Origin of the sequence: Archangium violaceum (assembly GCF_016887565.1) — a bacterium.
Lineage (GTDB): Bacteria > Myxococcota > Myxococcia > Myxococcales > Myxococcaceae > Archangium > Archangium violaceum_B.
In genome coordinates this window covers 6201520-6226620 of sequence record NZ_CP069396.1, presented here as the reverse complement: position 1 = coordinate 6226620, position 25101 = coordinate 6201520, and the positions used below count along the sequence as shown (strand labels likewise).

At 67.2% G+C, this 25101-nt stretch carries 17 protein-coding genes; 6 read left to right on the top strand and 11 right to left on the bottom strand.

Annotation, left to right across the window (positions count from 1 at the left end; genetic code table 11):
- Positions 1 to 88: 88 nt before the first annotated feature.
- The 4 genes from JRI60_RS25000 to JRI60_RS24985 all read right to left on the bottom strand — a co-directional run bounded on the left by JRI60_RS25000 (position 89) and on the right by JRI60_RS24985 (position 4876).
- Positions 89 to 292 (bottom strand): cold-shock protein, encoded by a 204-nt coding sequence (locus JRI60_RS25000; RefSeq protein WP_204228396.1) that lies wholly within the window; start codon positions 290 to 292, stop codon positions 89 to 91.
- 121 nt (positions 293 to 413) lie between these two features.
- Positions 414 to 2348, bottom strand: a complete 1935-nt coding sequence (locus JRI60_RS24995) for a M2 family metallopeptidase (protein WP_204228395.1) — start codon at positions 2346 to 2348, stop codon at positions 414 to 416.
- A gap of 112 nt (positions 2349 to 2460) precedes the next feature.
- On the bottom strand, positions 2461 to 3384 hold the full coding sequence (uvsE, locus tag JRI60_RS24990) for a UV DNA damage repair endonuclease UvsE (protein WP_204228394.1): 924 nt from the start codon (positions 3382 to 3384) through the stop codon (positions 2461 to 2463).
- 97 nt (positions 3385 to 3481) lie between these two features.
- Positions 3482 to 4876: an adenylate/guanylate cyclase domain-containing protein gene (locus JRI60_RS24985; RefSeq protein ID WP_204228393.1), complete on the bottom strand. Its 1395-nt coding sequence runs from the start codon at positions 4874 to 4876 to the stop codon at positions 3482 to 3484.
- A gap of 70 nt (positions 4877 to 4946) precedes the next feature.
- Here JRI60_RS24985 and JRI60_RS24980 point away from each other — a divergent pair, with 70 nt between their 5' ends.
- The 3 genes from JRI60_RS24980 (at position 4947) to JRI60_RS24970 (ending at position 8465) form a co-directional block, all read left to right on the top strand.
- Positions 4947 to 5474, top strand: a complete 528-nt coding sequence (locus tag JRI60_RS24980; protein ID WP_204228392.1) for a DUF3105 domain-containing protein — start codon at positions 4947 to 4949, stop codon at positions 5472 to 5474.
- Complete coding sequence (locus tag JRI60_RS24975; RefSeq protein WP_204228391.1) at positions 5471 to 6574, top strand: heparan-alpha-glucosaminide N-acetyltransferase domain-containing protein; 1104 nt, start codon at positions 5471 to 5473, stop codon at positions 6572 to 6574. Before JRI60_RS24980 ends, JRI60_RS24975 begins: the two co-directional genes overlap by 4 nt.
- Before the next feature lie 61 nt (positions 6575 to 6635).
- Positions 6636 to 8465: a vWA domain-containing protein gene (locus tag JRI60_RS24970; protein ID WP_204228390.1), complete on the top strand. Its 1830-nt coding sequence runs from the start codon at positions 6636 to 6638 to the stop codon at positions 8463 to 8465.
- A gap of 291 nt (positions 8466 to 8756) precedes the next feature.
- Here JRI60_RS24970 and JRI60_RS24965 read toward each other — a convergent pair whose 3' ends face one another.
- Positions 8757 to 10805: a sensor histidine kinase gene (locus tag JRI60_RS24965; protein WP_204228389.1), complete on the bottom strand. Its 2049-nt coding sequence runs from the start codon at positions 10803 to 10805 to the stop codon at positions 8757 to 8759.
- 244 nt (positions 10806 to 11049) lie between these two features.
- Here JRI60_RS24965 and JRI60_RS54590 point away from each other — a divergent pair, with 244 nt between their 5' ends.
- Entirely contained in the window at positions 11050 to 11178 is a 129-nt protein-coding gene (locus JRI60_RS54590; RefSeq protein ID WP_204229088.1) for a hypothetical protein, read from the top strand.
- Positions 11179 to 11268: 90 nt separating this feature from the next.
- On the opposite strand, the gene JRI60_RS24955 is transcribed toward JRI60_RS54590, so the two are convergent.
- The gene (locus tag JRI60_RS24955) at positions 11269 to 11466 is read right to left on the bottom strand and encodes a hypothetical protein (RefSeq protein WP_204228388.1); all 198 of its coding nucleotides are present in this window, start codon (positions 11464 to 11466) and stop codon (positions 11269 to 11271) included.
- On the opposite strand from JRI60_RS24955, the gene JRI60_RS24950 reads away from it, so the two are divergent.
- Complete coding sequence (locus tag JRI60_RS24950) at positions 11446 to 13305, top strand: methyl-accepting chemotaxis protein (RefSeq protein WP_204228387.1); 1860 nt, start codon at positions 11446 to 11448, stop codon at positions 13303 to 13305. The two genes, JRI60_RS24955 and JRI60_RS24950, sit on opposite strands and share 21 nt — an antisense overlap.
- A gap of 186 nt (positions 13306 to 13491) precedes the next feature.
- Here the strand turns inward: JRI60_RS24950 and JRI60_RS24945 are convergent, their stop codons facing one another.
- The 3 genes from JRI60_RS24945 to JRI60_RS24935 form a co-directional block, all read right to left on the bottom strand.
- Positions 13492 to 14868: a cytochrome P450 gene (locus JRI60_RS24945; protein WP_204228386.1), complete on the bottom strand. Its 1377-nt coding sequence runs from the start codon at positions 14866 to 14868 to the stop codon at positions 13492 to 13494.
- Between the two features lie 93 nt (positions 14869 to 14961).
- Positions 14962 to 15906 carry a phosphotransferase gene (locus JRI60_RS24940; RefSeq protein ID WP_204228385.1) on the bottom strand — a complete coding sequence of 315 codons (945 nt, stop codon included), beginning with the start codon at positions 15904 to 15906 and terminating at the stop codon, positions 14962 to 14964.
- A 39-nt stretch (positions 15907 to 15945) separates the two neighbouring features.
- The gene (locus tag JRI60_RS24935) at positions 15946 to 18090 is read right to left on the bottom strand and encodes an ATP-binding protein (protein WP_204228384.1); all 2145 of its coding nucleotides are present in this window, start codon (positions 18088 to 18090) and stop codon (positions 15946 to 15948) included.
- Between the two features lie 251 nt (positions 18091 to 18341).
- Here JRI60_RS24935 and JRI60_RS24930 point away from each other — a divergent pair, with 251 nt between their 5' ends.
- Positions 18342 to 20060 (top strand): B12-binding domain-containing radical SAM protein, encoded by a 1719-nt coding sequence (locus JRI60_RS24930; protein ID WP_204228383.1) that lies wholly within the window; start codon positions 18342 to 18344, stop codon positions 20058 to 20060.
- Positions 20061 to 20172: 112 nt separating this feature from the next.
- On the opposite strand, the gene JRI60_RS24925 is transcribed toward JRI60_RS24930, so the two are convergent.
- A complete protein-coding gene (locus JRI60_RS24925) occupies positions 20173 to 20433 on the bottom strand; it encodes a hypothetical protein (RefSeq protein WP_204228382.1) in 261 nt (86 codons plus the stop codon).
- Between the two features lie 559 nt (positions 20434 to 20992).
- On the bottom strand, positions 20993 to 25066 hold the full coding sequence (locus JRI60_RS53540) for a hypothetical protein (protein WP_239470710.1): 4074 nt from the start codon (positions 25064 to 25066) through the stop codon (positions 20993 to 20995).
- Between the last annotated feature and the right edge of the window lie 35 nt (positions 25067 to 25101).

The following is a 25101-nucleotide window of genomic DNA, read 5'->3' as shown; positions in this document are numbered from 1 at the left end:
GGGACACGCTGAGGACTCCGGACATGGAAAAGGGCCCGACCACCGAGGGCCGGACCCTTTTTGGAACAACCTGACGAAGAGAGCCGGACTAGGCGGGACGCACGTTCTGCGCCTGCAGTCCCTTGGGACCCCGGGTCACCTCGAACTCGACCCGCTGGCCCTCGGCCAGGGTGCGGAAACCATCCATGTTGATGGCGGAGTGGTGGCAGAACACGTCCTCGCCACCGCCGTCCTGCGTGATGAATCCGAACCCCTTCGCATCGTTGAACCACTTCACAATACCAGTCGCCATTTGCTCTCTTCTTCTTTCAAGACGGGCCACGAAAATCCGCCGCCCGAGCCTGGCCGGATGAAGCCCGGCCGGGCAGGCGGAAATCTAGGCGGGGTCGCGAGCCCTGTCTACCCGGGAACCCCTACCAACCGCACTTTTGCCCCTTGTTCTGCTCCTGGAGCCAGCGGCGCAGTGGGGCGAAGTAGTCGAGGATGGCCGAGGCATCCATCTCGCGCTGGCCGGTGAGAGCCTCGAGCGCGTCCGGCCAGGGCTTGCTCGCGCCCATCGCCAGCATGGACTGGAGCCGCTTTCCGGCCTCCTTGTTGCCGTAGATGGAGCACTCGTGGAGGGCCCCCTGGTGGCCGGCGGCCTGGCACAGCGCGCGGTGGAACTGGAACTGGAGGATGCGCGCCAGGAAGTAGCGCGTGTAGGGGACGTTGGCGGGGACGTGGTACTTGGCGCCCGGATCGAAGTCCTGCTCCGTGCGCTCCACCGGCGCGCGTACGCCCTGGTACTTCTCGCGCAGCGCCCACCAGGACTTGTTGTAGTCCTCCGGCTTCACCCGCCCGGAGAAGACCTCCCAGCGCCACTGGTCCACCAGCAGGCCGAAGGGCAGGAACGCCACCTTCTCCATCGCGTCCTTCATCTGCAGGTTGATGAGGCCCTTGTCGCCCTGCGGCACCGCCTTCAGCAGACCCATCTGCTTGAGGTAGCCCGGGGTGATGGACAGGGTGATCGCATCGCCGATGGCCTCGTGGAAGCCGTCATGCGCGCCCTGCTGATAGAGCACCGGGAGCTTGTAGTAGTTCGTGTAGTAGTAGTTGTGACCCAGCTCGTGGTGGATGGTGACCAGATCCTCCTCGGTGGGCTTGATGCACATCTTGATGCGCAGGTCGTTGTCGTAGGTGACGTCCCAGGCGCTGGCGTGGCACACCACGTCGCGATCGCGCGGCTTGGTGAACTGCGAGCGCTGCCAGAACGTCTCCGGGAGCTGCTGCAATCCCAGCGAGGTGAAGAAGCCCTCGCCCGTCTTCACCATGCGAACGGCATCGTAGCTCTGCCGCTTCAGCTCGGCGTCCACGTCCAGGCTGGGCTGCCCCTTGTAGGGCTCCACCAGGCTGTAGACGTTGTTCCACTCCTGCGCCCACATGTTGCCGAGCAGGTGCGCGGGAATGGCCTTGCCGGCGGGCACCTTGTCCTCGCCGTACTGTTTGGCGAGGCGGGTGCGCACGTAGCAGTGCAGCTCGTCATAGAGGGGCTTCACCTGCCCCCACAGCCGCTGGGCTTCCTTCTCGAAGGCCTCGGGGGGCATGTCGTAGTTGGAGCGCCAGAGCGCGCCCAGGTCCGGGAAGCCGATCTCCCGGGCACCCTCGTTGGAGATCTCCACCTGGCGCTGGTAGAGCGGGCGCATCTCCCGCGAGATGGCGTGCCAGCCCACCCAGGCGTCGAGCAGCTCGTCGTAGTTGCGGCTCTTGGCGAGCACGTCGGACAGCTCGCCCAGGTCCTTGCACTGGCCCTTGCCGTCCTTGCCGCAGTACTTGCCCTTGCCGTAGAGGCCCTCGAGCTTCGCGGCGATGGAGGCCAGCTCCGCGCGCTTCTGCGCGTCGCTCGGCGCCGGCAGCGACGAGGACACGCGCAGCAGGTGCAGCATGCGCGCGCTGTCCGCGTCCACCCCCTGCACGTCCTTGAAGCGCGCCGCCTCCTTGATGGCCTGGTTGAGGTAGGCCATCACCTCCTCGTTGATCGTCGCCGCGTTCCGCTCGGTGTCGTCGGTGATGTACGTGGACTTGATCCACTCGGCCGTGGCCTGCCTCGTCCACAAGCGCCGCAGATCGTCGTTCACGCGCTGGGTGAACTGGCGCGCCCCCTCGGTGGTAGCCGGAGCGGTGGCCGCGGCCGCGGGCTGGGCCTCGGCGGACCTCCGCGCCGCCTCCGCGGGCGGCATCGGCGCACGTGCGCCCTCGGGCGTGACCGCGTTGGGACCATGCGCCGAGGGCGTACAGGCCGGGTTGGCGACGAGCGGTACGACCGCGAGGGCCGCGCGCAGGATCTGCTTGACGGGAGAGGTGCGTTTCATGACGGGGCGGAACCTAGAAGAACGCCCGCGTGAAACACACCTCTAAAGTGACGGGGTGTTCACGGCTGGAGGCAGACCCTCACCCCAGCCCTCTCCCAGAGGGAGAGGGAGCCTACACGGTGGCGGGTTGGCTCAATGACCCGGCTTCTTGACGCAGTGCGAAGAGGGCCAGGTCCTTGTCCTTGGCCTCCAACATCAGGTCCGCCGGGCCATCCAGCGCCGCCACCACCGCCCGGAAGTCCCGGGGATCGATCCGGTCCGCGTGCGCTCCCGGCCTGCCGTCCGGCTTCTGGCTCGCCAGGTGGAACTTGGGCCGCAAGTCCAACGCCCGCCACGAGGCCGCCGACTCGCGCAGCAGTTCCTCCAGCGGCATCTCCGGCTCCGAGGGCTTGATGAAGTTGTGCAGGTTGTCCGCCAGCCAGGGCAACCCGTGCTCCCGGGCCAGCGGGGCCACCTCGCGCGCGGACCAGACCTTGTCATCGTGCTCGATGACGATCCGGTCGCGCAGCTCCTCGGGCATGGCATCCAGCATGCGGTGCGCGTTGTCCAGCGCCTCGGGCCGGCTCGGCGCCGCGCCTCCGAGGTGGATGACCACGCGCGCCTCGGGTCCCTGGCCGAGCAGGTCCAACACACGGGCGCTGTAGCGCAACTCGGCGATCGCCGCATCGCGCACCCGCTGGTGCACGGACGTCAGTGACGCCCCCGCCGGTGAGGGGTGCATCGAGAGCCGCTGGCGCGAACGCCGGGCGATGTGCCCCAGGCGATCGAACTCCCGTGCGTACTTGCGCCACCACTTCAGCGTGTTGACGGGGTGGGAGCCGAACGGGATGAGCGAGGAGCCGATACGGAACAGCTCGATGCCTCGCGCCTCGTTGAACAGGAGGATCTGCTCCAGCTCGGAGAGGTTCTGCTCGATGAGCGCCTCGAGCCGCTCGGGAGTGGCGCCCGCGAGCCGGCACGTATGGCTCGCCCCCACCTCGAGCGAGAGACAGTTGGCGACATAGCCGAGTCGATATGAAGAGAGTCCTTCTCGCACCCTCCTAGGATTCGTCCTGGGAGAAACGTCGCACAGGCCCGCTGAGCCCGACGGGAGGGCGGCCAGCCAGGGTAGCGCGGAAGCGCCTCGTCCCCGCTCACTCCGCGCCGAGCAGCAGCCAGGTGCGCATGGGGCCCTTCCCCTTCACGTGCATCACGCCCTGGTCCTGGAAGCGGTAGCGGCCTCGCAACCGCTCGTGGACCGCCTCGGTGACGTGGATGCCATCCACCACGCCGTGGGACTCCATCCGGCTCGCGGTATTGACCGTGTCTCCCCAGAGGTCATAGGCGAACTTCTTGTCGCCGATGACCCCGGCGATCACCGGACCCGAGTGGATGCCGATGCGCAGATGCAGGGGGATCTGCAACTGCTCGCCCAGCTTCAGGAGCTCGGTGCGCATGGCCAGCGCCAGGCTCGCCATGGCCTCGGCATGGTCGCTCCGGGGCAGGGACAGCCCGCCCACCGCCATGTACGCATCGCCAATCGTCTTCACCTTCTCCACCCCGAGCTCGTCCGTGAGCTGGTCGAACACCGAGAAGACCATGTTCAGCACCTGCAACACGTCCGGCGGCGTGTGCTGGGTGGAGAAGTGGGTGAAGTCCACCAGGTCGGCGAACAGCACGGTGACGTCCGGGAAGTTCTCCACGATGATGCGCTGGCCCTGCTTGAGCCGGTCGGCCACGGGCTTCGGCAGGATGTTGAGCAGGAGCTGATCCACCCGCTCGCGCTCGCGCTGGATGGTGCGCAGGTGCGCCAGCTCCTGGTCGTGCAGCCGGCGGAGCTCGGTGATGTCGTGGTAGATGGCGATGAACCCCACGTGCTCCCCCTCCACCATCACCGGCAGCGCCAGGAGCTCGACGTCGAGGATCGTCCCATCCCTGCGCAGGCGCCGCGTGAGGGTGTGGACCCGGCCCTGCTGGAGCGCCTCGCGCGCGGTGGTCTCGGCCTCCTCACGGAGGGGCCCCTCTCCGGCCACCAGCCGAAGGAGGTTGCGTCCGACGGCCTCCTGGCGCGTGTAGCCGAACAACTGCTCCGCCGCCGGGTTCCAGGACACCACGGTGAACCGGAGATTGATGGTGACGATGGCCACCGGGCTGTTGAGGACCAGCGACTCGTAATACTCCTTCTGCTGGCGCAGCGAGGACTCCACCTCCGCGTGCGCCGTCAGGTCGCGCAGCACCAGCATCAGCCCTTCCGGGAGGGGCACGCACCGGATGCGCAGTACGCGCGCCTGACGTGGAGCGCCCGCGGTGCCGTACCAGACGAGCTCCCCCTCCCGGGGTGGGTCCTCGGGAGACAGCGGTCCGGGAGGCGTCCACTCCGGCAGCAGCTCCGCGAGGGACCTGCCCAGGAGCGCCTCGCGCGACTCGCCGAGCAACCGCTGCGCGGCACTGTTGGCCTCCAGGAGCCGGTGCTGGGAATCGAGCACCAGCACGCCGTCGGGGGTGTGCTCGAAGAGGGCGGAAGAGGCGCGGCGAACCAGGTCGGGCATGGGATCTCACGGGCAGTGTAGGCGACCTGCTGACGCATCCACCCATGAATGCGATAAGAGAAAGCGACCGATGTCCCCGTTCCAGCGCGCCCTTCCCGCCCTCCTCCTGCTCCCCCTGCTCGCCTGCGGTCCGAGCAAGCCCGACTGCTCCCGCTTCGAGATTCCCCTCTCGCCGCCCCCGGCGTCCGCGAACCACATCTCCTGCACGAGCACGGCGTGCGGAGACGGCCTGAACCCGCCCACCAGTGGCCCGCACTGCGCCGACACCCTGCGGTGCCGGGTCCACGACACCGAGCAGAGCCGGTGCCTGTGGCTGCACAACCTGGAGCACGGGCACGCGGTCTTCCTCTACAACTGTCCCGAGGGATGCCCCGACATCGTGGCCACGTTGGAGTCCGCCCGGCAGCAGGCGAAGGTCGGGAGCAACGGGGTCATCCGCGCCCTGGTCGCCCCGGACTCGAACATTCCCACGCGTGTGGCCGCCCTGCTGTGGCGGCGGGCCTGGGTTTCGGACACGCCGGACGCGGAGGCGCTGCAATGCCTGCTGGCGCTCCAGGACGAAGAGGCCCCCGAGGCGGAGCTCGCATGCCTCCCATGAGCCCCTCCCCCACCTCCGAGCGCGTCCGCGCCATCGACTGGCTGCGTGGCATCGCGGTGCTGTTCATGATCCAGTGCCACGCCCTGGTGCTGCTGCGCCCGGATCTGCGCCAGAGCGAGACGACGAAGTTCCTCCTCAAGATGGATGGACTGGTCGCGCCGGCGTTCCTCTTCTCGGCGGGCTTCGCGCTCGCGCTGCTGCTGGTCCGCAGCGCCCCGAGTGGCAAGCACGGCGAGCGGCTCGGGCGCAACCTCCGCCGCGCCCTCCAGGTGCTCGGCGTGGCCACGCTGGTCAACTGGATGTGGTTCCCCCTGTTCCGAGAGCCCCGGTGGCTCGCGCGCATGGACATCCTCCACTGCGTGGGGCTGTCGCTGCTGATCGTCCTGCCCATCGCCGCCGCGCTGGCCTCGTGGCCCCGGGTGCTGAGGGGCGTGGCGCTGGCCCTGGCGCTCGTCACCTTCTTCCTCTCGCCGCTCGGCGAGGCCGTGCGGGGACCCTGGGCCTACGTGCTCAACAAGACCACCGGGGCCGTGTTCCCCCTTCTGCCCTGGCTCGGCTTCACCTGGCTGGGGGCGTATGCCGGGGCGGTGGCCGGTGAGCGGGGCCGCGCTGGGCTCGTCCGGGCGCTGCTCTTCCTCATCGGGCTCGGGCTCGTGGCCTCCTTTGCGGCCGAGCCCCTGCGCGACCTGTACCCGCCGCACAACTTCTTCGTCACCAATCCCTCCAACGCGGCCGATCGGTGGCTCTGGGTGTGCATCGTGCTGCTCGGGCTGGTGGGACTGGAGTGGCGGACAGCCTCGAGCGCCCCCCCCTCCCGCGTGCGCCGCTTCGTGGAGACGTTCGGCACCTCGTCCATGTCCGCCTACTTCTTCCACGAGGCGCTGCTCTACTTCCGCGTCTTCGGCTTCTCCTTCGAGAAGGTGTGGGGGAACCGGAGTGGCTGGGTGCAGTACGCGCTGCTGACGGGGGTGCTCATCGGCCTGACGTACGGGCTGTGCCTCGCGCTGGACCGGATCCAGAGCGCGGTGCGCCAGGGGGTCCGGCTCCTGGTGGAGAACCTCCCCGGGAGCTTCGGGGAAAAATTCGCCAGGCCCCGTTAGACCCGAATCGAGGCTGGTGCGTTCCGAGTGTCCGTTCCCACGGAAACACACCGGAGCGCCCATGCCCTCGTCCAAGCTGAACCGCCTGACCCGCTGGGGAGGTACCGCCCTCGCCCTGAGCCTCGTCCCGGGCTGCAGCACGTCCCAGCACACGCCCGCCGGAGGAAGCCTCACCCAGTCCGTCGAGTGGCGGACCAAGTCCAGCCCGCCCCAGGAAGAGGCCGAGGCCCCTGTCCAGGCCGTGGTCGCGGCCGACACGTCCGCGCTGCCCGAGGCCGCTCCGGAGCAGGATGCCGACGATGCACGGCAGTTCGTGGCCGCCAAGAGGAAGGCCGAGGCCGCTCCGTCGAAACCGATGCCGGCTCCGTCCACCACGGGGGGCGTCGTGGTGGCCCGGGAGATGGCGATGGGCGCCGGACGGTCGGGCGCGGTAGCCGCCGCCCCCACCCCGCCGCCGCCTCCTCCAGCGGCGAGGATGGCGCCGCCGGTAAGCCCCCCCGCCCAGCCTGAGCCGCCGTCCCCGGGCAACACCTTCGCCGAGCACGCCCCCAACGCCTTCACCGAGACCGCCGCGGATCGCTTCTCCACCTTCGCGGTGGACGTGGACACGGCGTCGTACGCGGTGTCGCGCCGCTACCTCAACCAGGGTGCCTTGCCGCCGCGCCCGGCCGTCCGGGTCGAGGAGTTCGTCAACTACTTCAAATACCGCTACGCCCCGCCCGAGCAGGGAGCCTTCACGGTGCACCTGGAGGGAGCGCCCTCTCCGTTCAACGCCAACCGCCACTTCGTGCGCGTGGGGGTACAGGGGAAGGTCGTCTCGCGCTCGCAGCGCAAGCCCGCGCACCTGGTCTTCCTGGTGGACACCAGCGGCTCCATGAGCCAGCCGGACAAGCTGCCGCTGGCCAAGGAGGCGATGAAGATCGCGGTGAAGAACCTCAACGAGAACGACACGGTGGCCATCGTCACCTACGCGGGGAGCACCCGGGACGTGCTCTCGCCCACCGCGGCCACCGACCTGGAGCGCATCTACAAGGCCATCGACTCGCTGGAGTCCGGTGGTGGCACGTCGATGGGCACGGGCATGGAGCTGGCGTACAAGCACGCGGTGAAGAAGGTGTCTGGCAACGTGGTGTCGCGCGTCGTCGTGCTCACGGATGGTGACGCCAACATCGGCCCCAACCTGTCCGCGGACGCCATGCTCAACAGCATCCAGGGCTACGTGAAGGAAGGCGTCACCCTGTCGGCCATCGGCTTCGGCATGGGCAACTACCGCGATGACCTGATGGAGAAGTTGGCCGACAAGGGCAACGGCAACTGCTTCTACATCGACAGCTACAAGGAGGCGAAGAAGGTCTTCGAGCAGCAGCTCACCGGCACGCTGGAGGTCATCGCCAAGGACGTGAAGATCCAGGTGGAGTTCGACCCCAAGGTGGTGAGCCGTTACCGGCTGGTGGGCTACGAGAACCGGGACATCGCGGACAAGGACTTCCGCAATGACAAGGTGGACGCGGGAGAGATTGGGGCGGGCCACAGCGTCACCGCGATGTACGAGGTGGAGCTGACGGGCGAGAAGGCGCCGCTGGGCACGGTGCGCATCCGCGCCAAGGCGCCCAACGGGACCGAGGCCGCCGAGCAGGCCTTCCCCTTCGAGCAGAAGATGATGCGGGCCTCGCTGGACACGGCCTCGGCGGACTTCCGCTTCGCGCTGTCGGTGGCGGCCACCGCGGACGTACTGCGCGGCAGCCCGAGCGCCCAGGGCTGGAACCTGGCCACCATGCAGAAGCTCGCCGAGGGCGCCACGGATGGCCAGGCGGACCGCGAGGAGTTCGCGAAGCTGGTGGTGAAGGCGCGCGGCCTCCTGGGCAACGCCATGGCTCGCGACGGCCGCTGAGTCTCGAGTGACGACCCGAGGCGGCGGGTTCGATTCCCGCCGCCTCCACATCCAGAAGCCCAGCCATGGGACAACAGTGAGACGGCGGCCAGGGGGTGGCGCCGGGCGGAACGGTCACTTCCTGGGGCGAGGTGGACCTACTGGATGTTGGCCGAGACGCTCGAGTTGCCCGTGAACGTGAAGGTGCAAGACCAGGAGAGTTTTCAGAGATGACATGTGCACGAGGGGGCCTTCGAAGTCAGGGGGCAACCACGCTTCCCAGGAGATCGGGTTTCGTCTCATGGGAGGCGCTCAGGCGGCGTGCGGCGGCAGGACGACCCGGAACACACTGCCCTTCCCCACCGCGCTCTCCACCTGGATCTCCCCGCCCAGCCGCTTGACGATTCCGTGGCAGATGGAGAGCCCCATCCCCATGCCCTCGCCCGTCGGCTTCGTGGTGAAGAAGGGATCGAACAGCCTGCGTTGATCCTCCGGTGGAATCCCACAGCCCGTATCGGCGACCTCGAGCAGCACCCAGCCATCCTCGCGCCGGCGCGTGCGCAGGATGAGCTCGTTCCGGCCCGGGTCTTCCGTCATCGCCTGGCCGGCGTTGAGCAGCAGGTTGAGACAGAGCTGGCCGAGCTGCGACTCGCTTCCGAGCACCCGGGGCACCTCCTCCAGCTCCTGGATGATCCGGGCGCGCGGCTTCAGTTCGTGCAGCGCGAGGTTCAAGGATCTCCTCGCCACGGCGCGCACGTCGACCGCATCCAGCCGCTCGTCGCCTCCGCCGCCGCGAGCGAAGAGCCTCAATTCCTTGACGATCTGGTTGACCCGCCGCGCGCCTTCCAGGCTCTCCGCGGCCACTTGTCCCAGCTCGGCCAGCTCACTGCTCGCCACGCCGTCGCCTTCCGCTGAGCGCGCCAGCTTCGGCAGCTCCGTGGCGAGGAACGCCAGATTCGCCGTCACATAGGCCATGGGATTGTTGATCTCATGGGCCACGCCGGAGGCCAGGGTTCCCACCGAGGCCAGCCGCTCCGCCAGCAGCGCGCTCTTGAGCCGGGCGGCGTCCTCCGCGCGGGACAGGGCCACCGCGAGCTCCGCGTTCGTCCGCGTCAGGCGCGCCGAGAGCGTCTCGTTGACGTAGCTGAGCTGGATGAAGTCCGCGATGAGCAGCATCCCCGCGCACAGCCCCAGGTTGCTCACCGCCAGCGAGAAGAGGCGCGGCGCCTGCAACACGTAGAGGTCGGTAAGCAGATCCACGACACCAGCACCGAGCATGCAGAAGACGGCCGCCGCGAACACCAGATCGGACCCGCGCTTGCGGCGAAGCAGGGTGGCCGCCGTCAGCACCGTCACGTACAGCGCGCTCCCGAAGATGTAGAGGGCGAAGAGCCGGTAGAGCACGATGGACCCGGCGAGCGGGCCGAGCGCATACACCGTGAGGAAGGCGCCCGCGACCACCCCGCAGACGGCCCGGTGGACCTTCCCGCCACGGGTGATGTGCCCGAGGCAATAGTGCTGGGAGAACTCCAGCATCGCCCAGACGATGCCCACCACCGTGAGGGAGAGCATCGTGAACGTCATGGGAGAGGACTGCCTCAGGGGCAGCAGGGCCACGGTCCGGGTGGCCAGATAGAGCGCCGCCGAGGCGACCACGAAGAAGGTGGAGCGCTGCAGCGCACGCCGGGAGGGATCGGCTTCCCGGCTCATGAACATACCCAGCAGCACCAGCAAGAACACGAAGAGGGCGAGCGCTCCGTTCTGCAAGAACCGGCGGGTGTCACTCGCGCGCAGGTAGTACGGCGTCAACTGCTCCTGCGCCCCGAGCAGCATGCGCGCATCCATCACGCCACCGCTTTCGGGGAGCGTCCACTCGAAACGGAGGGCGACCACATTGGAGCCCGGACGCAGCTCCCTGCCATCCACCTTCCAGGCCTCCAGCCCATCCACCTCGCCCTTGAGTCCTCGGACGGACTCGTCCGTCCGGCCTACCTCGTGTCCGTTCACGAAGAGCGTCACGCGGCTGGTTCGCATCCCTCCCATCATGAGGAGCAGGGGCTTGTCCCTCAGCAGGGGAGAAAGCTCGAACCGCTTGCGCGCCCAGGCCCGGTTCGCCCGGTACCCCTGCGCGGAGTACCCCCCGGGGAACCGGATCTCTCCCCACCCCGAGTCGTCATACGCGGGGTCCGCCCACCCCACTCCGTCGCCTTCCTGGAGCTTCCACGTCCCGTTCAGGCGCAGGACGTGCGGCTCGACGTGTGCGGGCAGGACATACGTGTCGATGCAGAGCCAGCAGGCGAGGAATGGGGCGGCCACCGCGAGCAGCAACGGGATGCGGCGAGCCAGTGTGTTGATGGGCACTGTCAGCGACTCCCCTACGCAACGCGTGTACGCCGCAATCAGCGAGGGAATCCTACCACCGGAGCGAAACAGCCCAGCTGACATGCCATCGACGTGTCACCGGCGTGTCAGTGCTCTCGGGAGCGGCTCCCTCAAGCGAGCGCGGAGCCGAAGCCGCAAGGCGTAAAGGCGGGATGAGGACCCAGTCGAGGGCCGTGGCACACGCCGGCCCGCGGCCAAGGGGCACCTCTCCTTCGGCCAGGGCATCCACTTCTGCATCGGCGCGCAGCTGGCGCGGCTCGAGGCGCGCATCGGGCTCGAGGCGCTGCTCCGACGGCTTCCGAACCTCCGGACGCTTGGAGGCCGGGGCGGCGAAGCCCCGTGCCTCCATTGAACCAGGGGTGGCGACGACTTCAAAAGTGCGAGGAGCCAGCCGAGCGCTGGCTCCTCCAGCGCACTCAAAGCCGACCACTCGCCCCATGCTCTACTTCTGGGCTGAATGATCCAAGAAACTCCCACCACCCTGCGATTCACTCGGAGCCTGGCGGCGAAACTCCTCGTCGCCCTCTGCGGTGTCATCAGCATCACGCTCGGCATTCTCATTCTCGTCGTCAACCACCAGTCCTCGCGGGTCGCCGAGGAGCAGGCGGCTCAGACCGCCATGCAGATGGCCGAGCGCCATGCGCGGACCATCAACGCGGAGCTCGACGCCGCGCTCATCCCCGTCCGGACGCTCGCGCAGGCATTCGCGGCCCAGAAGGTCGCCGGTCTGACCGATCGCCGTCTCGCCGACGCGTCGCTCCAGAAGGTTCTCGCGGAAAATCCCAAGCTCCTTGGCCTCTGGACGGCGTGGGAGCCAAACGCGTTCGACGGGCTCGATGCGAAGTACGTGAACACGCATGGCACGGACTCCACCGGACGCTACATCTCGTATTGGAACCGCGGCGACGGACAGATCAAGCTGGAGCCCCTGGTCGATTACGAGAAGGAAGGCGCGGGCGATTACTACCTCCTCTCGCGCAGGAGCGGGAAAGAGACAATCATCGATCCCTATGTCTACACCGTGGCCGGCAAGCCGGTGCTGATGACGAGTGTGTCTGTGCCGATCCTGCTCGATGGCAAGGTCATCGGCGTCGTCGGTGCCGATCTCTCACTCGACCAGGTCCAGAATCAGATCTCGGAGATCACCCCCTTCGATACGGGATACGCGGTGCTCGTCTCGAACAACGGCACGTTCGTCGCCACCCCGTCCGCGGCCCGGCGCGGGAAACAGCTCGGCACCTCTCCCGCCGAGAACCTGATCAAGGATTCTCTCTCGAGCGCGAGCGCGCTCACCGCACAGGTCCCATCGGAGGTGCTCGGCACCGGGACGATCGAGGTGGTGGTCCCGATCCGCGTCGGTAAGACCGTGACGCCCTGGGCGCTCGCTGTCTTCGCCCCTCTGGACAAGGTGCTCGCGCCGGCTCGCGAGCTGAGCCAGTTCACGCTTGCGCTCGGAGCGCTCTCGCTCCTCGCGCTCGGACTCGCCGTCCTCCTCGTGATCCGCCGCGTCACGAGGCCTCTCGAGACGATCTCCACCGTCGCCACCCGCATCGCGAACGGCGATCTGACCGTCGCTCTCGACCACCGGTCCGAGGATGAGATCGGCATTCTCGCCGATGCGTTCCGCGCGATGCGCGACCGGCTGTCGCAGGTGATTGGCGAGGTCCGCGAAGGCGCGGCGGCGCTCTCGTCGGCCGCATCGCAGGTATCGACGACCTCACAGTCCCTCGCGAGTAGCACGAGCGAACAGGCCGCCACCTTCGAGGAGATGACGAGCAGCCTCGAGTCCATGAGCGTGTCCATCATCAAGAACGCCGACAGCAGCCGCCAGGTGGAGGCAATCGCTCACAAGGGGGCGGTCGATGCCGAGGAGAGCAGCCGGGCGGTGGCCGAGACGGTGGAGGCGATGAAGCAGATCGCCTCGCGTATCTCCGTCATCGAGGAGATCGCCTATCAGACGAACCTGCTCGCGCTGAATGCCTCCATCGAGGCCGCACGGGCGGGTGTGCAGGGAAAGGGCTTCGCGGTCGTCGCGTCCGAGGTCCGCAAGCTCGCGGAGGGAAGCCAGGGCGCCGCGAAGCAGATCGTCTCGGTCGCGTCGAACAGCGTGAATATCGCCGAGAAGTCGAGCCAACGGCTGCGCGAGCTCGTCCCGGCGATCGGCACGACGTCGCATCTGGTGAAGGACGTTGCCACCACATCGAGCGAGCAGTCATCGAGCGTCGGCCAGCTCAACAAGGCGATGACCGAGCTGAACGAGGTGACGCAGCGGAACGCGGCGTCGGCCGAGGAACTGTCGAGCACCGCCGAAGAGATGGCGGCGCAGGCGCAGGGCCTGCTGCGAATGGTGAGCTACTTCCACGTGGGAGTGGCCGATGTCCACTACATGAATCGCTTCCGTTCTGGCGAGCAGCCCTTCTTGAGCGCGTCTCCCGTCACGCCGATGCTTCACGCGGTGAAGCGTCCTCATGCTCGATGACCATGACCGATGCGGGTGGCAACAAGCTCGGCAGCCGGCCGGTGTGCTACTTCCCGTACTACCCGAAGTTCACAAGCAGTAATCCTCCTGTCAGGATACGCGGGTGTTGGCCCCCTCTGGCGCCCACCAGAGGGGGCTGTGCCTCGCCTGTGTCAGGTTGTGTCCAGCGGCACCGCGGGCCGCCGCTCAGCGGCGCACGAATTTCGCATGGACGCCTTCGGGAAGCACCACGCCGTGGAAGAATCCCTCTTTGTAGGGATCCGCCGACTCCACGTGGACCTTGGCACGAGCGGCGATTGTCGCCAGGGCCGTGCGCATGTACACCATGGCGAACTCGGCGCCCATGCACATGCGCGGACCGCGACCAAACGGAAAAAAGTGACCGCTCCCAATGGGATCTCGCTCCACGCCACCATCGAACCATCGCGCGGGATCGAAGGTGTCCGGGTGGGGCCAGTGGGCCGGATCCCGATGCAAGTGCTGGTTGGAAATCATGATCGTCGCCCCTGCGGGCAGCGGGACACCCGCGAGTTCCATGTCCTTCACAGGCGTGCGCATGAAGAGACGGACTGGGGGGAGCAGCCTCAATGATTCGAGGACGACAGCCTCGACCCATCGGGCCTCATCCAATCGCTTGAAGGTAGGCGGCCCACCGGAGAACTCGAAGGACTCGGACGCAAGATGCGCCTCGGCGCCGGGATGCATCTGAAGTTGGTGCAACGCGCCAACCAGATTGGTGCTCGACGAGAAGACGCCGCTAGGGAAATAGAGCGAGAGAGTGTGCGCCAGCGCCTCGTCAGGGAAATCGGGTACCTCGCGCAGCGTTCGCGACAGCAGATCGACCGCGTCCGGCTTCGGACTCCGGCGAGCCGCGTCGACCCGATCGGTGCAGTACTTGAAGAAGCGGTTGCGGACCGTCTCGAACCCCTTGGGCAGCGGAACAAACTTCAAGGGGATCTTCGCCTTGAATCGACCATCGCCGACATGGGAGAGCCACATGAAATCCTCGTAGAACGAGTCTGGCGGCGTCTCACCGAACAGGGCGATCCCGAAGACATCGAAGGTGAGTCTGCGCAGCACGGGGGCGAGGTCGACCACGGCCCCGCCGAGGTGGGCATCCACGAACCGCGCTACCGCCTGCTGCATCGGGGCGACCTGGGTGGCCAGCCAGTCCGGGGTCCAGGGTTGGGCCAGGGGATCGCGTCGGCGGAGGGCGGCCCAGTCACCGTTCTGGAGCGCGATGAAGAGCGAATGCTCAGTCCTGAGCGGGCCGAGCACCTGTTGGACCGAGCCCTTCTCGAACTCCATCCGGCGGGAGTCGAGCACCTGCTCGATGAGCGTGGGATCGTTGAGCACCAGGCCCGGAGTGGAACCCATCCAGATCAGGGTGACGCCGCCATACTCACGGCCATAGCGCGCGCAGACGTTCCAGGGCTGCTGCGGGCCGAGGAAGTCACCAGCCGTGCCGAGGATTCCAGGCTGTGGCCCGGGGAGGGATGCAAAGGCTTGACGCTTGGTTCCAAAGAACAGGTTGAACAGAAAGCGAGATACGAAGTCAGGCAAGATATTCTCCACTCCACGCGGGGTGAGATCGGGATCTAGCCCCGTCCGTCCAGGGCAGCTTCACCGTTCGCTGTTTCTCTGTAGCCCGGCCCCTCAGCCCCGCCCGCCCGCGAAGGGCATCGTCCGCCAGCGCTGGAGCATCGGCGCGAGCGCCTCGGCCAGCATCGGCAGTTGCGGCACGAGGGCGTAGCAGACGGCGTTGCGCAGCATCCCCGCGGCATCCATGACGCGCAGCACGGCCGGATCGAGCGGCCGCACCCCGGCCCTCGCCGCCGCCGCGTCGTAGATGGCCGCGCCCTCCGGGCCGAGGAACGCCAGGTCCCACTCCACCGGCCCGAGGGTCACGTCCTCGAAGTCCGCGTAGCGCACCCCCGAGGTCGTCCGGAGGACGTTGTACGACGGCGCGTCCCCGTGAATCGGTTGGACGCCGACTCCCGGAAAGGCCCGAGCGAAGGCCTCGCGCGAGGAGAGCAGGGGCGCGAGGACGGCCCACTCGCCCCGAGCCCGCTCGAGGTCGGCGGGAGCCAGCAGTCCGGGGTGCTCCTCCAGGTACCCGAGGAACAGGGGCACCGTCTCCAGCGGGGAGAGGAAGGGGAGCTCGCCCGGATAGTCGCGCAATGCCGCGTGCAGGTCGGCCGCGAGCGCCGCTTCCCCGAGGTAGTCCGGCTCGCGCGAGGCATCCACCTCCACGCGCTCCCAGAACGTCATCGAGAAGCCGTCCCGCCGCACCGGCTCGCGAGGCACCAGCGGGCTTGGGCGCACCACGGGGAGGCCCCGCTCCGCCAGCCAGGCCACGGCGGCCAGCTCGCGCACCTGACGGGCCTCCTGCGCCGCACGGGCGAACCCCGGTGGCAGGACCAGGGGGACGCGGACCACCACGGGCGAGGGCGCCAGGTGCACCACCACGGAGAACACGTCGTGCAGGACCTTGGGATCGGTCACGGCGAGTCCGAGCGCACGGCCCGCGCTCACCGCCGCATCCACCGCCCGCGCAGTACGCGCCGCGAGCTCCACCGGAGTCAGATTCACAGGAGGCATCCCCCCATCGTGACACAGTGGAGCGGGGAGGTCCCCTCTTCAAGACGGAGGAGACGCACGCTCCACTCTACGAGGGAGGGCCACGATGAAGGTCGAGCCCTCCCCGGGAGTGCTCTCGACGGAGATGGTGCCCCCATGGGTCTCCACGATCTGTCGGGCGATGAAGAGCCCGAGCCCCAGCCCTCCATAGTGACGCTCGGAGACCGCCCGCTCGAACTTCTCGAAGATGCGGGCCCTGGCCTCGCTCGGGAAACCAATGCCCTGGTCCCGCACGATGAGCCGCACCACCTCCGGCCCGGACTCGACCCTCACCTCCAGCGGCTTTCCCTCTCCGAACTTGATGGCGTTTCCGAGCAGGTTGGCCACCACCTGCTCCAGCCGGAGCCGGTCCCAATACCCGACGACGGGGCACTCGGTCCGGACCTCCACCTGGGAACCGCTGCGCGACAGCTGCTCGCGCAAGTCCTCCACCACCTCCTGGACCACCTGGCAGAGATCGACCTCCTCACGCATCAATTCGAAACGCCCCACGCTGATATGCGAGACATCGAGGAGCTGCTCGATGAGCGCGCGAAGCCGATTGGCCTGTGCCTCGAGTCGAGTCAACTCGCGGAAGATGGCGTCGGTCGGAACCGTCTGCTCCGGAGGAGTCTGGAACAGACGGTGGAGGGAGGAGAGGCGGAGCTTCAATGACGTCAGGGGCGTGCGAAGCTCGTGGGCGGCGACCATGAGGAAGACGTCCCGGATACGAATGGCCTCCTGGGCTTGCTGATACAGCCGGGCATTGTCGTACGCGATGGAGGCGCGCCGTGCGACTTCCTGTGCCAGCTCGAGCTCCTTCTCCCCATAACGCCTTCCGGGCGTGCCCAGGCCCAGGGTGAGCACCCCGAGCGTGTTTCCTCGCGCGATGAGCGGTACCGCGACGGCGCTCCGGGTTCCGAGCGCGAGGATGAGCTGCGCATGCTCCTCGCTCTCACTCGTGGCCCGGATGTCCTCCTCGGATATCTCGGGGTAGAGGCGAGGCTGGTTGCTCCGAAGCACCTCGCTGGCTGGGCTGGGGCCTCCCACCCAGGCCGGATAGCGTTCGGCGAGCTTGTCGAGCAACGGCCGCTTCGCGGGGCTGACATGAGCCCCGGCGATCCGGCGGCTCTGTCCATTCGTCACCAGGTCGATGACGCACCAGTCGGCGAAGTGGCGCACACACAGCTCACCCAGGCGGGAGAGCATCGCTTTGTAATCGAGCGTCTCGGAAAGGATGACGCTCGTCTCCGCGAGGAACGAGACGTTCCGATGCGCCGCCGCGAGGTCCGCGGTTCGCGCCCGCACCTGCTGCTTCAGCGCCTTGTTCCAGGTGATGACCGTCCCCACCACCACCCCCACGCCTATGACCAGGAGCGCCACGAACCGCCAGAAGGAGGGTTCACGGTAGAACGGCATCTCCCACTCGTAGATCCAGCGTGTCCAGATGATCTGCTTCTCCCCCTCCGTGACCTGGTCCAGCCCCTTCTGGACGATGCGATGCAGGATCGGCTCATCCTTTCGGGTCGCCATCGCCAGCTCGTACTGGTAGGGGGTTCTTCCCGCCACATGGAGGTTCGTCAGGTTCTCCCTGGAGATGTAGAAGGACGCGGCCGCGACATGCACGACCATCGCATCGACTTCGCCCGTCGACAGGCGCATCAGTCCCTCAAGATCATTGGGAACGGGGACGAGCTGAAGCTCGGGATGGTTGCGCTTCAGATACTCATGGGCTCCGAAGTTCTCCCCCACCGCGACCCGAAGCCCCTTCATCTGCTCGAGCGAGAGTGTCTCCCAGGACCCCCGGCGCACGATGATGATGGTCGGAATGCGGACGTAGGGCTCGGAGAAGAGAAGGTATTCCGAGCGCTCGGGGGTTGGGGTCAGCCCGCTCGTCAGATCCACCCTCCCCTCTCGCATGTCCTTGAGCAGCTCGCGGATGATGACGGGAGGAGCCCTGCGAAACTCGAAGCCGAGCTTCCGTTCCAACAGCCGGACATAGTCCACTGCCATGCCGCTGATCTCTCCCTTGTCGCTCACGAACGACAGCGGGGAGTTGGCATAGGTCCCGAGCACGAGGCTGTCGGCATGGCTCGTGAGCCACTCCCGCTCCTCTGGAGTGAGCGGAGCGGAGGCGCGCCCCTGGAAGAGGCGGGGCCCGAGCACGAGGGCCAATCCCGCCAGGAGAAACACTCCGGTGAGGAGAAGCCAGCGGCCTACCCGATCCTGGCGCATAGGAGAAATCCGCCCCCCTGTGAGCGGTCATCAGAGTGCACTCCGAAGACCCTGGACAGGGGAGATCCTCTCGAATGGCTCGGAGCTAACAGGAAAGCGGCTGAGCGGTGACCTCCAACGCTCGTACTGCTCGGCGGAATACCGTCTATACTCACGACGTTCGGAAGGTCGGGTTTCGTCTCATGAATGGCCGTCGCGTCCTCTCTCCAGTCCTCCTTGTCGGCGCCGGAACCGGCGAAGCAACCTGTGGGATCCTCTATCTCGCGGGCTATCTGCGGCGCGGCGGGATCGAAGCCTTCGTCCGGCTCTACGACGGGGACGAAACCGAGGAAGAGGTAACACGCTCGCTCGAAGCCCTGGTGGCCCGCGTGCGGCCCCGGCTCGTCGGGATCAGCCTCAAGTGGTTCCACCACGTCCACCGCGCGCTCCTCCTGGCTCGGACGCTGCGTGAGATCGACCCCGAGATCCGAATCGTCGTGGGCGGAAACACCGCCTCCTACTGGTGGCGGGAGCTGCACGCGTTCGACTGCATCGATCACATCGTCCTGGGCGACGGCGAGCGGCCGCTGCTGGCGCTCTGCCAGGGAGACCCCGCCCCGCCCAACTGCGTCACCCGGGCTCCGGACGGCACCCCGCGGCGGTTGCCACTGGAGTACGTGCAAGGCGCCACGAACAGCGAAGACGTCTACTACTCGCACTTCAACGACATCTTCCTGAGCCACCAGGATCGTCACGCCTTCTCGGGGTGGGTCGCGCCCGGCAAGGGGTGCGGTGAGAACTGCCTCTATTGCGGTGGGGCCCGCGGCAACCAGAAGGCGGCTTTCGGACGCGCGAAACCGTTTCTGCGCTCCGAGGAGAGTGTGCGCCGCGATCACCAGGAGATCGCCCACCGGACGTGGCAGTTCCGCTACGACTTCTCGGGAAGCACGGCGGAGTTCCTGCAAGGCACCTGGGCGGGGGTGGACCTCTCACGCCACTCCTGCATGTATTTCCTCTGGGGGGTGGCTCGGATGGAGCTCATCGACGCCCTGGCCCGGACCTTCGAGCACGTCCACATGGTGCTCGACATCGGCTGCTTCTCGGAGCAGCAGCGGCACGAGCAGATGCGTCGCGGCCTGCTCAAGCCCTGTGCCTCGGACCGGGAGCTCCTCGAGATCATCGACAGATGTCGCCGCCATCCGAACCTGGACATCGAGATCTCGGGAATCGCGGGCCTCCCCTTCGCCAGCGCCGCCACGCTCCAAGAGGAAGTTCGCCTGGTGGAGCGGGTGATCAGCCTCGACTGCCTGGTGGGCTACCAGCGGCTCGAAGCGCAGCCCGGGGCGCTCGCCACCGAGCACCCCGCGCGGTTCGACATGGTGACCGAAGCGCGAACGTTCACGGAGTTCCTCGAGTACTTCGAGCGACGCGAGCCCGGCGATGTGTCGGTGCCGATGCTGCGCTTCCGCGACGTGGCGCTCGAAGCGGCGGTGCAGCGCACGTCGGAGCACGTGGATGCCCTCGCGCGGAAGCACGAGGAGGCGAAGCGGAGGGTCGCGATCAACGGACGCACGCGCCTGCTGAACACCGCCCCCTCGACGCTTCAGTTCAAGCTCGGTGAGTGGTTGGGACATCACCGGGTCCCCGCGAAGGTGGCACAGGAACAGGTGACCGTCGTGCGGTCGGTGGAGGGAACGAGCATGGCCTGTGCGCCTTCGCTCAGCCCACGACGGTTCACCGACCCGACGCTGGATCAGGCCGAGGACGGGAGGATCCTCCTGACCACCCTGGCCGTCTTCGAGCAGCCGACGACGGTCGCCACCGCGGTGGCGCAGTTGGGGGCGAAGCTGAGGCTCGACCCGCACTCGGCGCGCGAGGTCATCGATCACCTCGTTGACGGACGCTTCCTGCAACCGGCGTGAGGTGCGAGGAGCCGTAGTGCCGGGGCTGCACTGCCTGGCAACCCCGGACCCGGAGATGTCCGTGCGGTGAGCTCCGCACCCATCCCCGGGCCAGGGGTAACCGAGCACTCCGTTACGGGCAGTACTCCATGGGTGAGCGGCACACCCCGTCGCCACAGAAGCACGAGGTGTTGCCATAACAGGACTCACAGGGATCGGGCTGCGGCCCGCTCTCTACTCCGGTGACGGTGACGCTGGCGAGCAGGGTGCTGTGAGCGCTCCCGGCGTAGAGACGGAACTGGTACGAATGCCCGATCTGGATCCATGGAGCGCTGGCACATCCGCTCGTGTAATTGCTCGCGAACAGGGACTCGGGCGCTCCATCCATGCTCACCCAAACCTCGGAATTGATCACATTGGAGCTCGCGCAGATGTTGGTCGTCCCAAGCGATCCCGGGGGAATGCTGACCTGCGCGGGCTGCGCGGTGATGCTGCCCGTGGGGGCGATGTAATAGCACTCCGTCGCATTGGGCGGCGATCCGTACCGGCCGTAGGGACAGGAGCCGCAGAAAATACTGCAGTGGACATCTCGAGCGTAGCCTGGACCGCAGTAGGCGTAGGGGGAGCACGAGAGGAGCTCGTCGCTCTTCTCTCCCAACACTTCGGCCTCTGCCGGCACCTTCTCCTCCTCAGGAGGAGCGACGTTGCATGCTCCCACCGCGGTCGCCAGAAGGGACACAAGGACCCATGCCGACAATCTTGCCTGCCTCATCATCATGCTCTCTTTCTTCTCGAACGGACGGTGCGTTGAATGAAAAGCGGCCAGGCCTGACCGGCCACCCTGAGCGAAGCGAAACGCACAGACGCCTCGCATGAGGGTGGTGGCTATCGAAGCAGCCTTGGGCCTGTCAAGCCACCGCTGCGTGGGTAAAAGCACGGCCGCTCCAGGCCCGCTATCGCTTGCAGCCCGCTTCGAGGAATCTGCCCTTGAAGTCCCTCTCGCATTGTGCCGCCGTCATGGGCTGGTGACAGGAGCCCGCCCCGTCCAGGCAGCCCCCCTGCGTCGAGTGGCCACATTGGTCGAGCTCGGCGCATGTCTTCCCGTAGAACAGGTTGCCCGACCTGGCGGAGCACTCCTTGGCATTGCCTTCCTTCATGTCGATGCAGCCGCCAGGCGTGCAGCAGGCCGCGGGGCCCTTCTCGAGCTTGCAGTCCGCCGAGCAGCCATCGCCCCCGACGAGGTTGCCGTCGTCGCACTGCTCGTTGGCCGCCTTCTCGAGGACCTTGTCGCCACAGCAGGGGTGCGGCTCGATCGTGGCGTCGAAGCGGATGAAGGGGCAGGTGGCGAGCGTTCCGGAGGACTGCAGGCACTGGTTGTTTTCGCAGCGCTCACCGGCGCCCGCGTCGCAATCCGCCGTCGTGCCGCACTGGCACACCGACTCGCTCTGGTAGTGCGCGTTGTAGCACTGATCCACGGAGGAGAGGAAGTTGCGGAGCATGAGCCGCTCCGACGCGTTGGCCGCGGCCCACACCGCGGCGTCGAACTGCGCCGAGGCGGCCGGCACCGACGGATCCACGACGAGGGCGTGCAGGTCGATGACCTGCGCGCTGGTCAGCGACGACGCATAGGTCGCGTTCACGAGGTAGTCGGGCGTGTGCGGGTCCAGGCCATGTGACACGAGGAAGTTCTTCACCTGCGCGCCCCACCCCGTCGTCGTGTTGACACACCCCCAGATCTGCATCGAGTAGAGCTCGAGGTCCAGACAGGGGAAGGTGGTGGGAGCGCCCGCCGTGTCACCGAAGTACGTGCACTGGCCCTGCAACTGCGGCGGCTTCTTCGCCCAATCGAGGAGGAGTTGATCCCCGACACACATCTGGGCGCTGTTGTTCCAGACGTTCGTGCCCACGTCGACACCGAAATCCAGGGTGTCCGTCACCGCTTGTCCGAAGTCATCGGCCGTGGGCGCGCGCGGATCCTCGACGTCGCGCGGCATCTCGTTCTTGCACAGGGCGAGCAGCTCGTTGGGCTGGTCGTAGCTGCTCCAGTTGGACGCCTGCGCCGAGGGGTAGCGGCAGACGTAGCTGTCGCCGATCGAGCAGGTGAGCGGATCCCCCGTCCCGGGCTGGTGGTTGGTGACCGTGCCAACCCCGCCATGGCACTCGTCCAGGTAAGAGGCCTCCAGGCCGGGCTGGTACTTCGCCTTCTGCGTCGAGCCCAGATCCCAGGCATCCGCCCACTTCCAGATCAGGAACTCGAACCGCCGTCCCAGGAGTCTGACGGTGGCACCGATCTTGATGCCGGACGAGAGGATCATCTTGAGCGTGATGTCGGTGAGGCCATAGGTCTCGATGGAATGGCGCGCGCCCTGGGCGGGGTGATCCGCGAGCCACGCGATCTGCTCGGCGTAGGGGATGCCACTGCGCGAGACACAGGCACCCGCGCTCCCGCAGACGAAGCCCTCCGGGCAGTCATTCCCGCCACAAGGACGCACACAGGCGCCCTCGATACAGACGCGACCGTTGCCGCAGGAGATCTCGGGCTCCGCGTTGCCCGGCGGATTGCAGGCACAGTTGGCGGGGGTGGCCGAGCACCGGGCCGTCGTGAGGTCGCAGGTCTCGCCGCGGGCGCAGTCGGCGTCCTCGCCGCAGCCACCGCACGCCGACGGGAAGCCATTGTTGAGCGGGTGGCAGCCAGGACCTTCCCAGCGCGTGATGACGGTCTGGGTCTCGTCGATACACTGGTAGCGGTAGAACGTGCCCCTGCGCTTGTCACAGTCTTCCGCGGTGACGTCGTAGACGGGGGCGGAGGTTCCAGGAATGACGCAGTAGCCATGCTGGGCACAGGCCGACAGCGACGTGAGCGAGGGGGTCCGGCCCCACCACTCGGTCTGGCACGTCTTGTCCTTCTCGCACTGCACACAGGTCTTGTTCTCGTTCCAGGTCGTGGAGATGGACGACAGGACTCCGCTTTGGAGCCAGCCTTCGATCTTCGCGCTCGCGCCGGACGGGACGTACTTCTTGAACTGCTCGTAGCAGGCCGGCAGGCCATCCTTGCAGTTACAGGCCGCCTTGGGGATGCCGGTCCAATCGTCGATGCAGAGGGCGTTCTGCTGGCCCTTCACGTTGAACTTGATGCAGCAACTGTTGGCGGACTCCGAGGGCGTACAGGCGTAGGTGCTGAGCGGGTTGGAGTGGTTGGGCTCCGCCTGATCGTAGGACTTGTCGGAGCAGACCGTGCGCGAAGTGGTATCGAGCACGGGTTTGCAAGGGCCGTCCGGGGGGTTGCTCGCGTTGAGGGCATTGACGAGCGCCAGATTGAGATCCACGACTCCGCCGTGGGCCCCGGGACGGATGTCGAGCTCGAGCCCGACGAAGGCGGAGATGCCCACCTCGAGGAACCTGGACAAGGTCAAACCGACGACGAGCTGCGCCTTGACGCCGGGAGTGACGTAGGCGCTCACGCCGGTGTCCGCCGTGAGGTCGGGGGCCTGCATCGCGTGCATGTCGCGCTCGAAGTCCACCAGGTGGAACTGGAGCGACGGGTCGATGTTCTTGTTGAGAGCATCGAGGATGCGCGAGCGCAGCTTGTAGGCCTCGTGATCCCACTCGAGGCCGGCCCTGAGCGTGAGGATGGGAACGAAGGTGACGCCCGGAAAGAGGACGTAGGAGCCGAGGCGCTTCTCGATGGGGGTGATGTGCGGATCGATGTTGATGCCCGCGGATACCACCGAGGCCACCTGGCCCTCCCAGCTGGCCTGGATGGTGTCCCGGGGCCATTTGTAGGGGCCCGCGGCGTTGTCCGGATAGAAGAAGGGGTGGTAGCCCGCGACGATGAACTCGCCACCGGACAGGACCCCGTTCCCATCCGAGTCGAGCGACTGCATCCGCTCCCGATCGACCAGGTGGAACATGTCGATCTTGTCGATGTCCAGGGTGCCCGCGGGGGCAGAGCCCTCGTCCACCCAGATGCCAAAACCATTCGGACAGTTGAAGACGGGGTCACCGCCAATGGAGAAGCCGAGCGGCTTGCACTTGTCGAAGAAGCGGTAGCCATCGAGCTGGGTGTTGAACTCGACGTTGGGAAGGAGGGTGAGGGTTCTTCCAAACGCGGTGACCCCCCAGCCGCCCGCGCGCATCTGTGCCCGGTGCGACTGGCTGAGGTTGTGCGAGGAGTAGCGGCCCCCGATGGAGAACTTCCCGGACTCCCCCAGGCCAGCGAATGCCCCGTGGCCATAGTAACCCACGCACAGGTGGAGATCGGGGCGTTGCTCGTCGTACCCGCCGAGGTGGTAGCCCTCGAGGCCCAGGTCGATCCAGCACTGCATCCGAGCGGTGATGTCGTTGAGGTTCTCCAGCGTGCCCACCGTGTTTCCCAGGGCATTGGTGATGGCCTGGTTGACGGGCGAGTTGGCGAAATCCTGCAGGTCATCCAGCAGGTTCAGATGCCTGGCGGCGAACTTCACGGCGCCCGTCGGCGTCTTGTACGCATCGTTCGGCAACCACACGAGCGTGCCGCCACAGCCGTTGGCGGCGCAGAAGAGGTCACAGGCCTCACGCGTCGAGTTCTGCTCGAGGCAGGTCACCGTATGGCACAGACACTGGCCCTCCATCCCCTGGGGGGCATTGATGTCGGTCTGGAACTTCTGGATCTTCCCCAGCGCCTTGCTCCCGATGGACGCGGTCATCGTGAGCGATTGAAGGACGTGGAAGTTCGTGGAGAGGTTCTGCAGGTCGGCGCCCTTGGGATGAGGATTGCCGCCCTCGGGCACGGGGTACTGGCCAAGCTTGTTGGGGTCACAGCTGACGATCTGGCCGAGCGACGAGGCGTCATGCCCCGTGGTGGCGAACGGCATGACGCGGTCTGGCTGCTCACGCCACAACGGGCGTGGCGCGCTGCCACCAGGCTCTGGATCGCACTGGCCGGGCTCGATGAGCGAGGGCGAGAGCGAGAGCGAGGGCTCCACGGGCGGCGTCGTGGGACAGCCCAGGCCCATGAACAGGCTGGTGCCCACGATGACGAGAAGCACGAGGCGCGAGTGCCCGCGAGGGCGCGCAACGGTGC

What these genes read in the sequence shown, in the direction of transcription:
- JRI60_RS25000 (WP_204228396.1), bottom strand. Translation starts at nt 292, where the DNA reads ATGGCGACTGGTATTGTGAAGTGGTTCAACGATGCGAAGGGGTTCGGA.
- JRI60_RS24995 (WP_204228395.1), bottom strand. Translation starts at nt 2,348, where the DNA reads ATGAAACGCACCTCTCCCGTCAAGCAGATCCTGCGCGCGGCCCTCGCG.
- JRI60_RS24985 (WP_204228393.1), bottom strand. Translation starts at nt 4,876, where the DNA reads ATGCCCGACCTGGTTCGCCGCGCCTCTTCCGCCCTCTTCGAGCACACC.
- JRI60_RS24980 (WP_204228392.1), top strand. Translation starts at nt 4,947, where the DNA reads ATGTCCCCGTTCCAGCGCGCCCTTCCCGCCCTCCTCCTGCTCCCCCTG.
- JRI60_RS24975 (WP_204228391.1), top strand. Translation starts at nt 5,471, where the DNA reads ATGAGCCCCTCCCCCACCTCCGAGCGCGTCCGCGCCATCGACTGGCTG.
- JRI60_RS24970 (WP_204228390.1), top strand. Translation starts at nt 6,636, where the DNA reads ATGCCCTCGTCCAAGCTGAACCGCCTGACCCGCTGGGGAGGTACCGCC.
- JRI60_RS24950 (WP_204228387.1), top strand. Translation starts at nt 11,446, where the DNA reads ATGCAGATGGCCGAGCGCCATGCGCGGACCATCAACGCGGAGCTCGAC.
- JRI60_RS24955 (WP_204228388.1), bottom strand. Translation starts at nt 11,466, where the DNA reads ATGGCGCTCGGCCATCTGCATGGCGGTCTGAGCCGCCTGCTCCTCGGC.
- JRI60_RS24940 (WP_204228385.1), bottom strand. Translation starts at nt 15,906, where the DNA reads ATGCCTCCTGTGAATCTGACTCCGGTGGAGCTCGCGGCGCGTACTGCG.
- JRI60_RS24930 (WP_204228383.1), top strand. Translation starts at nt 18,342, where the DNA reads ATGAATGGCCGTCGCGTCCTCTCTCCAGTCCTCCTTGTCGGCGCCGGA.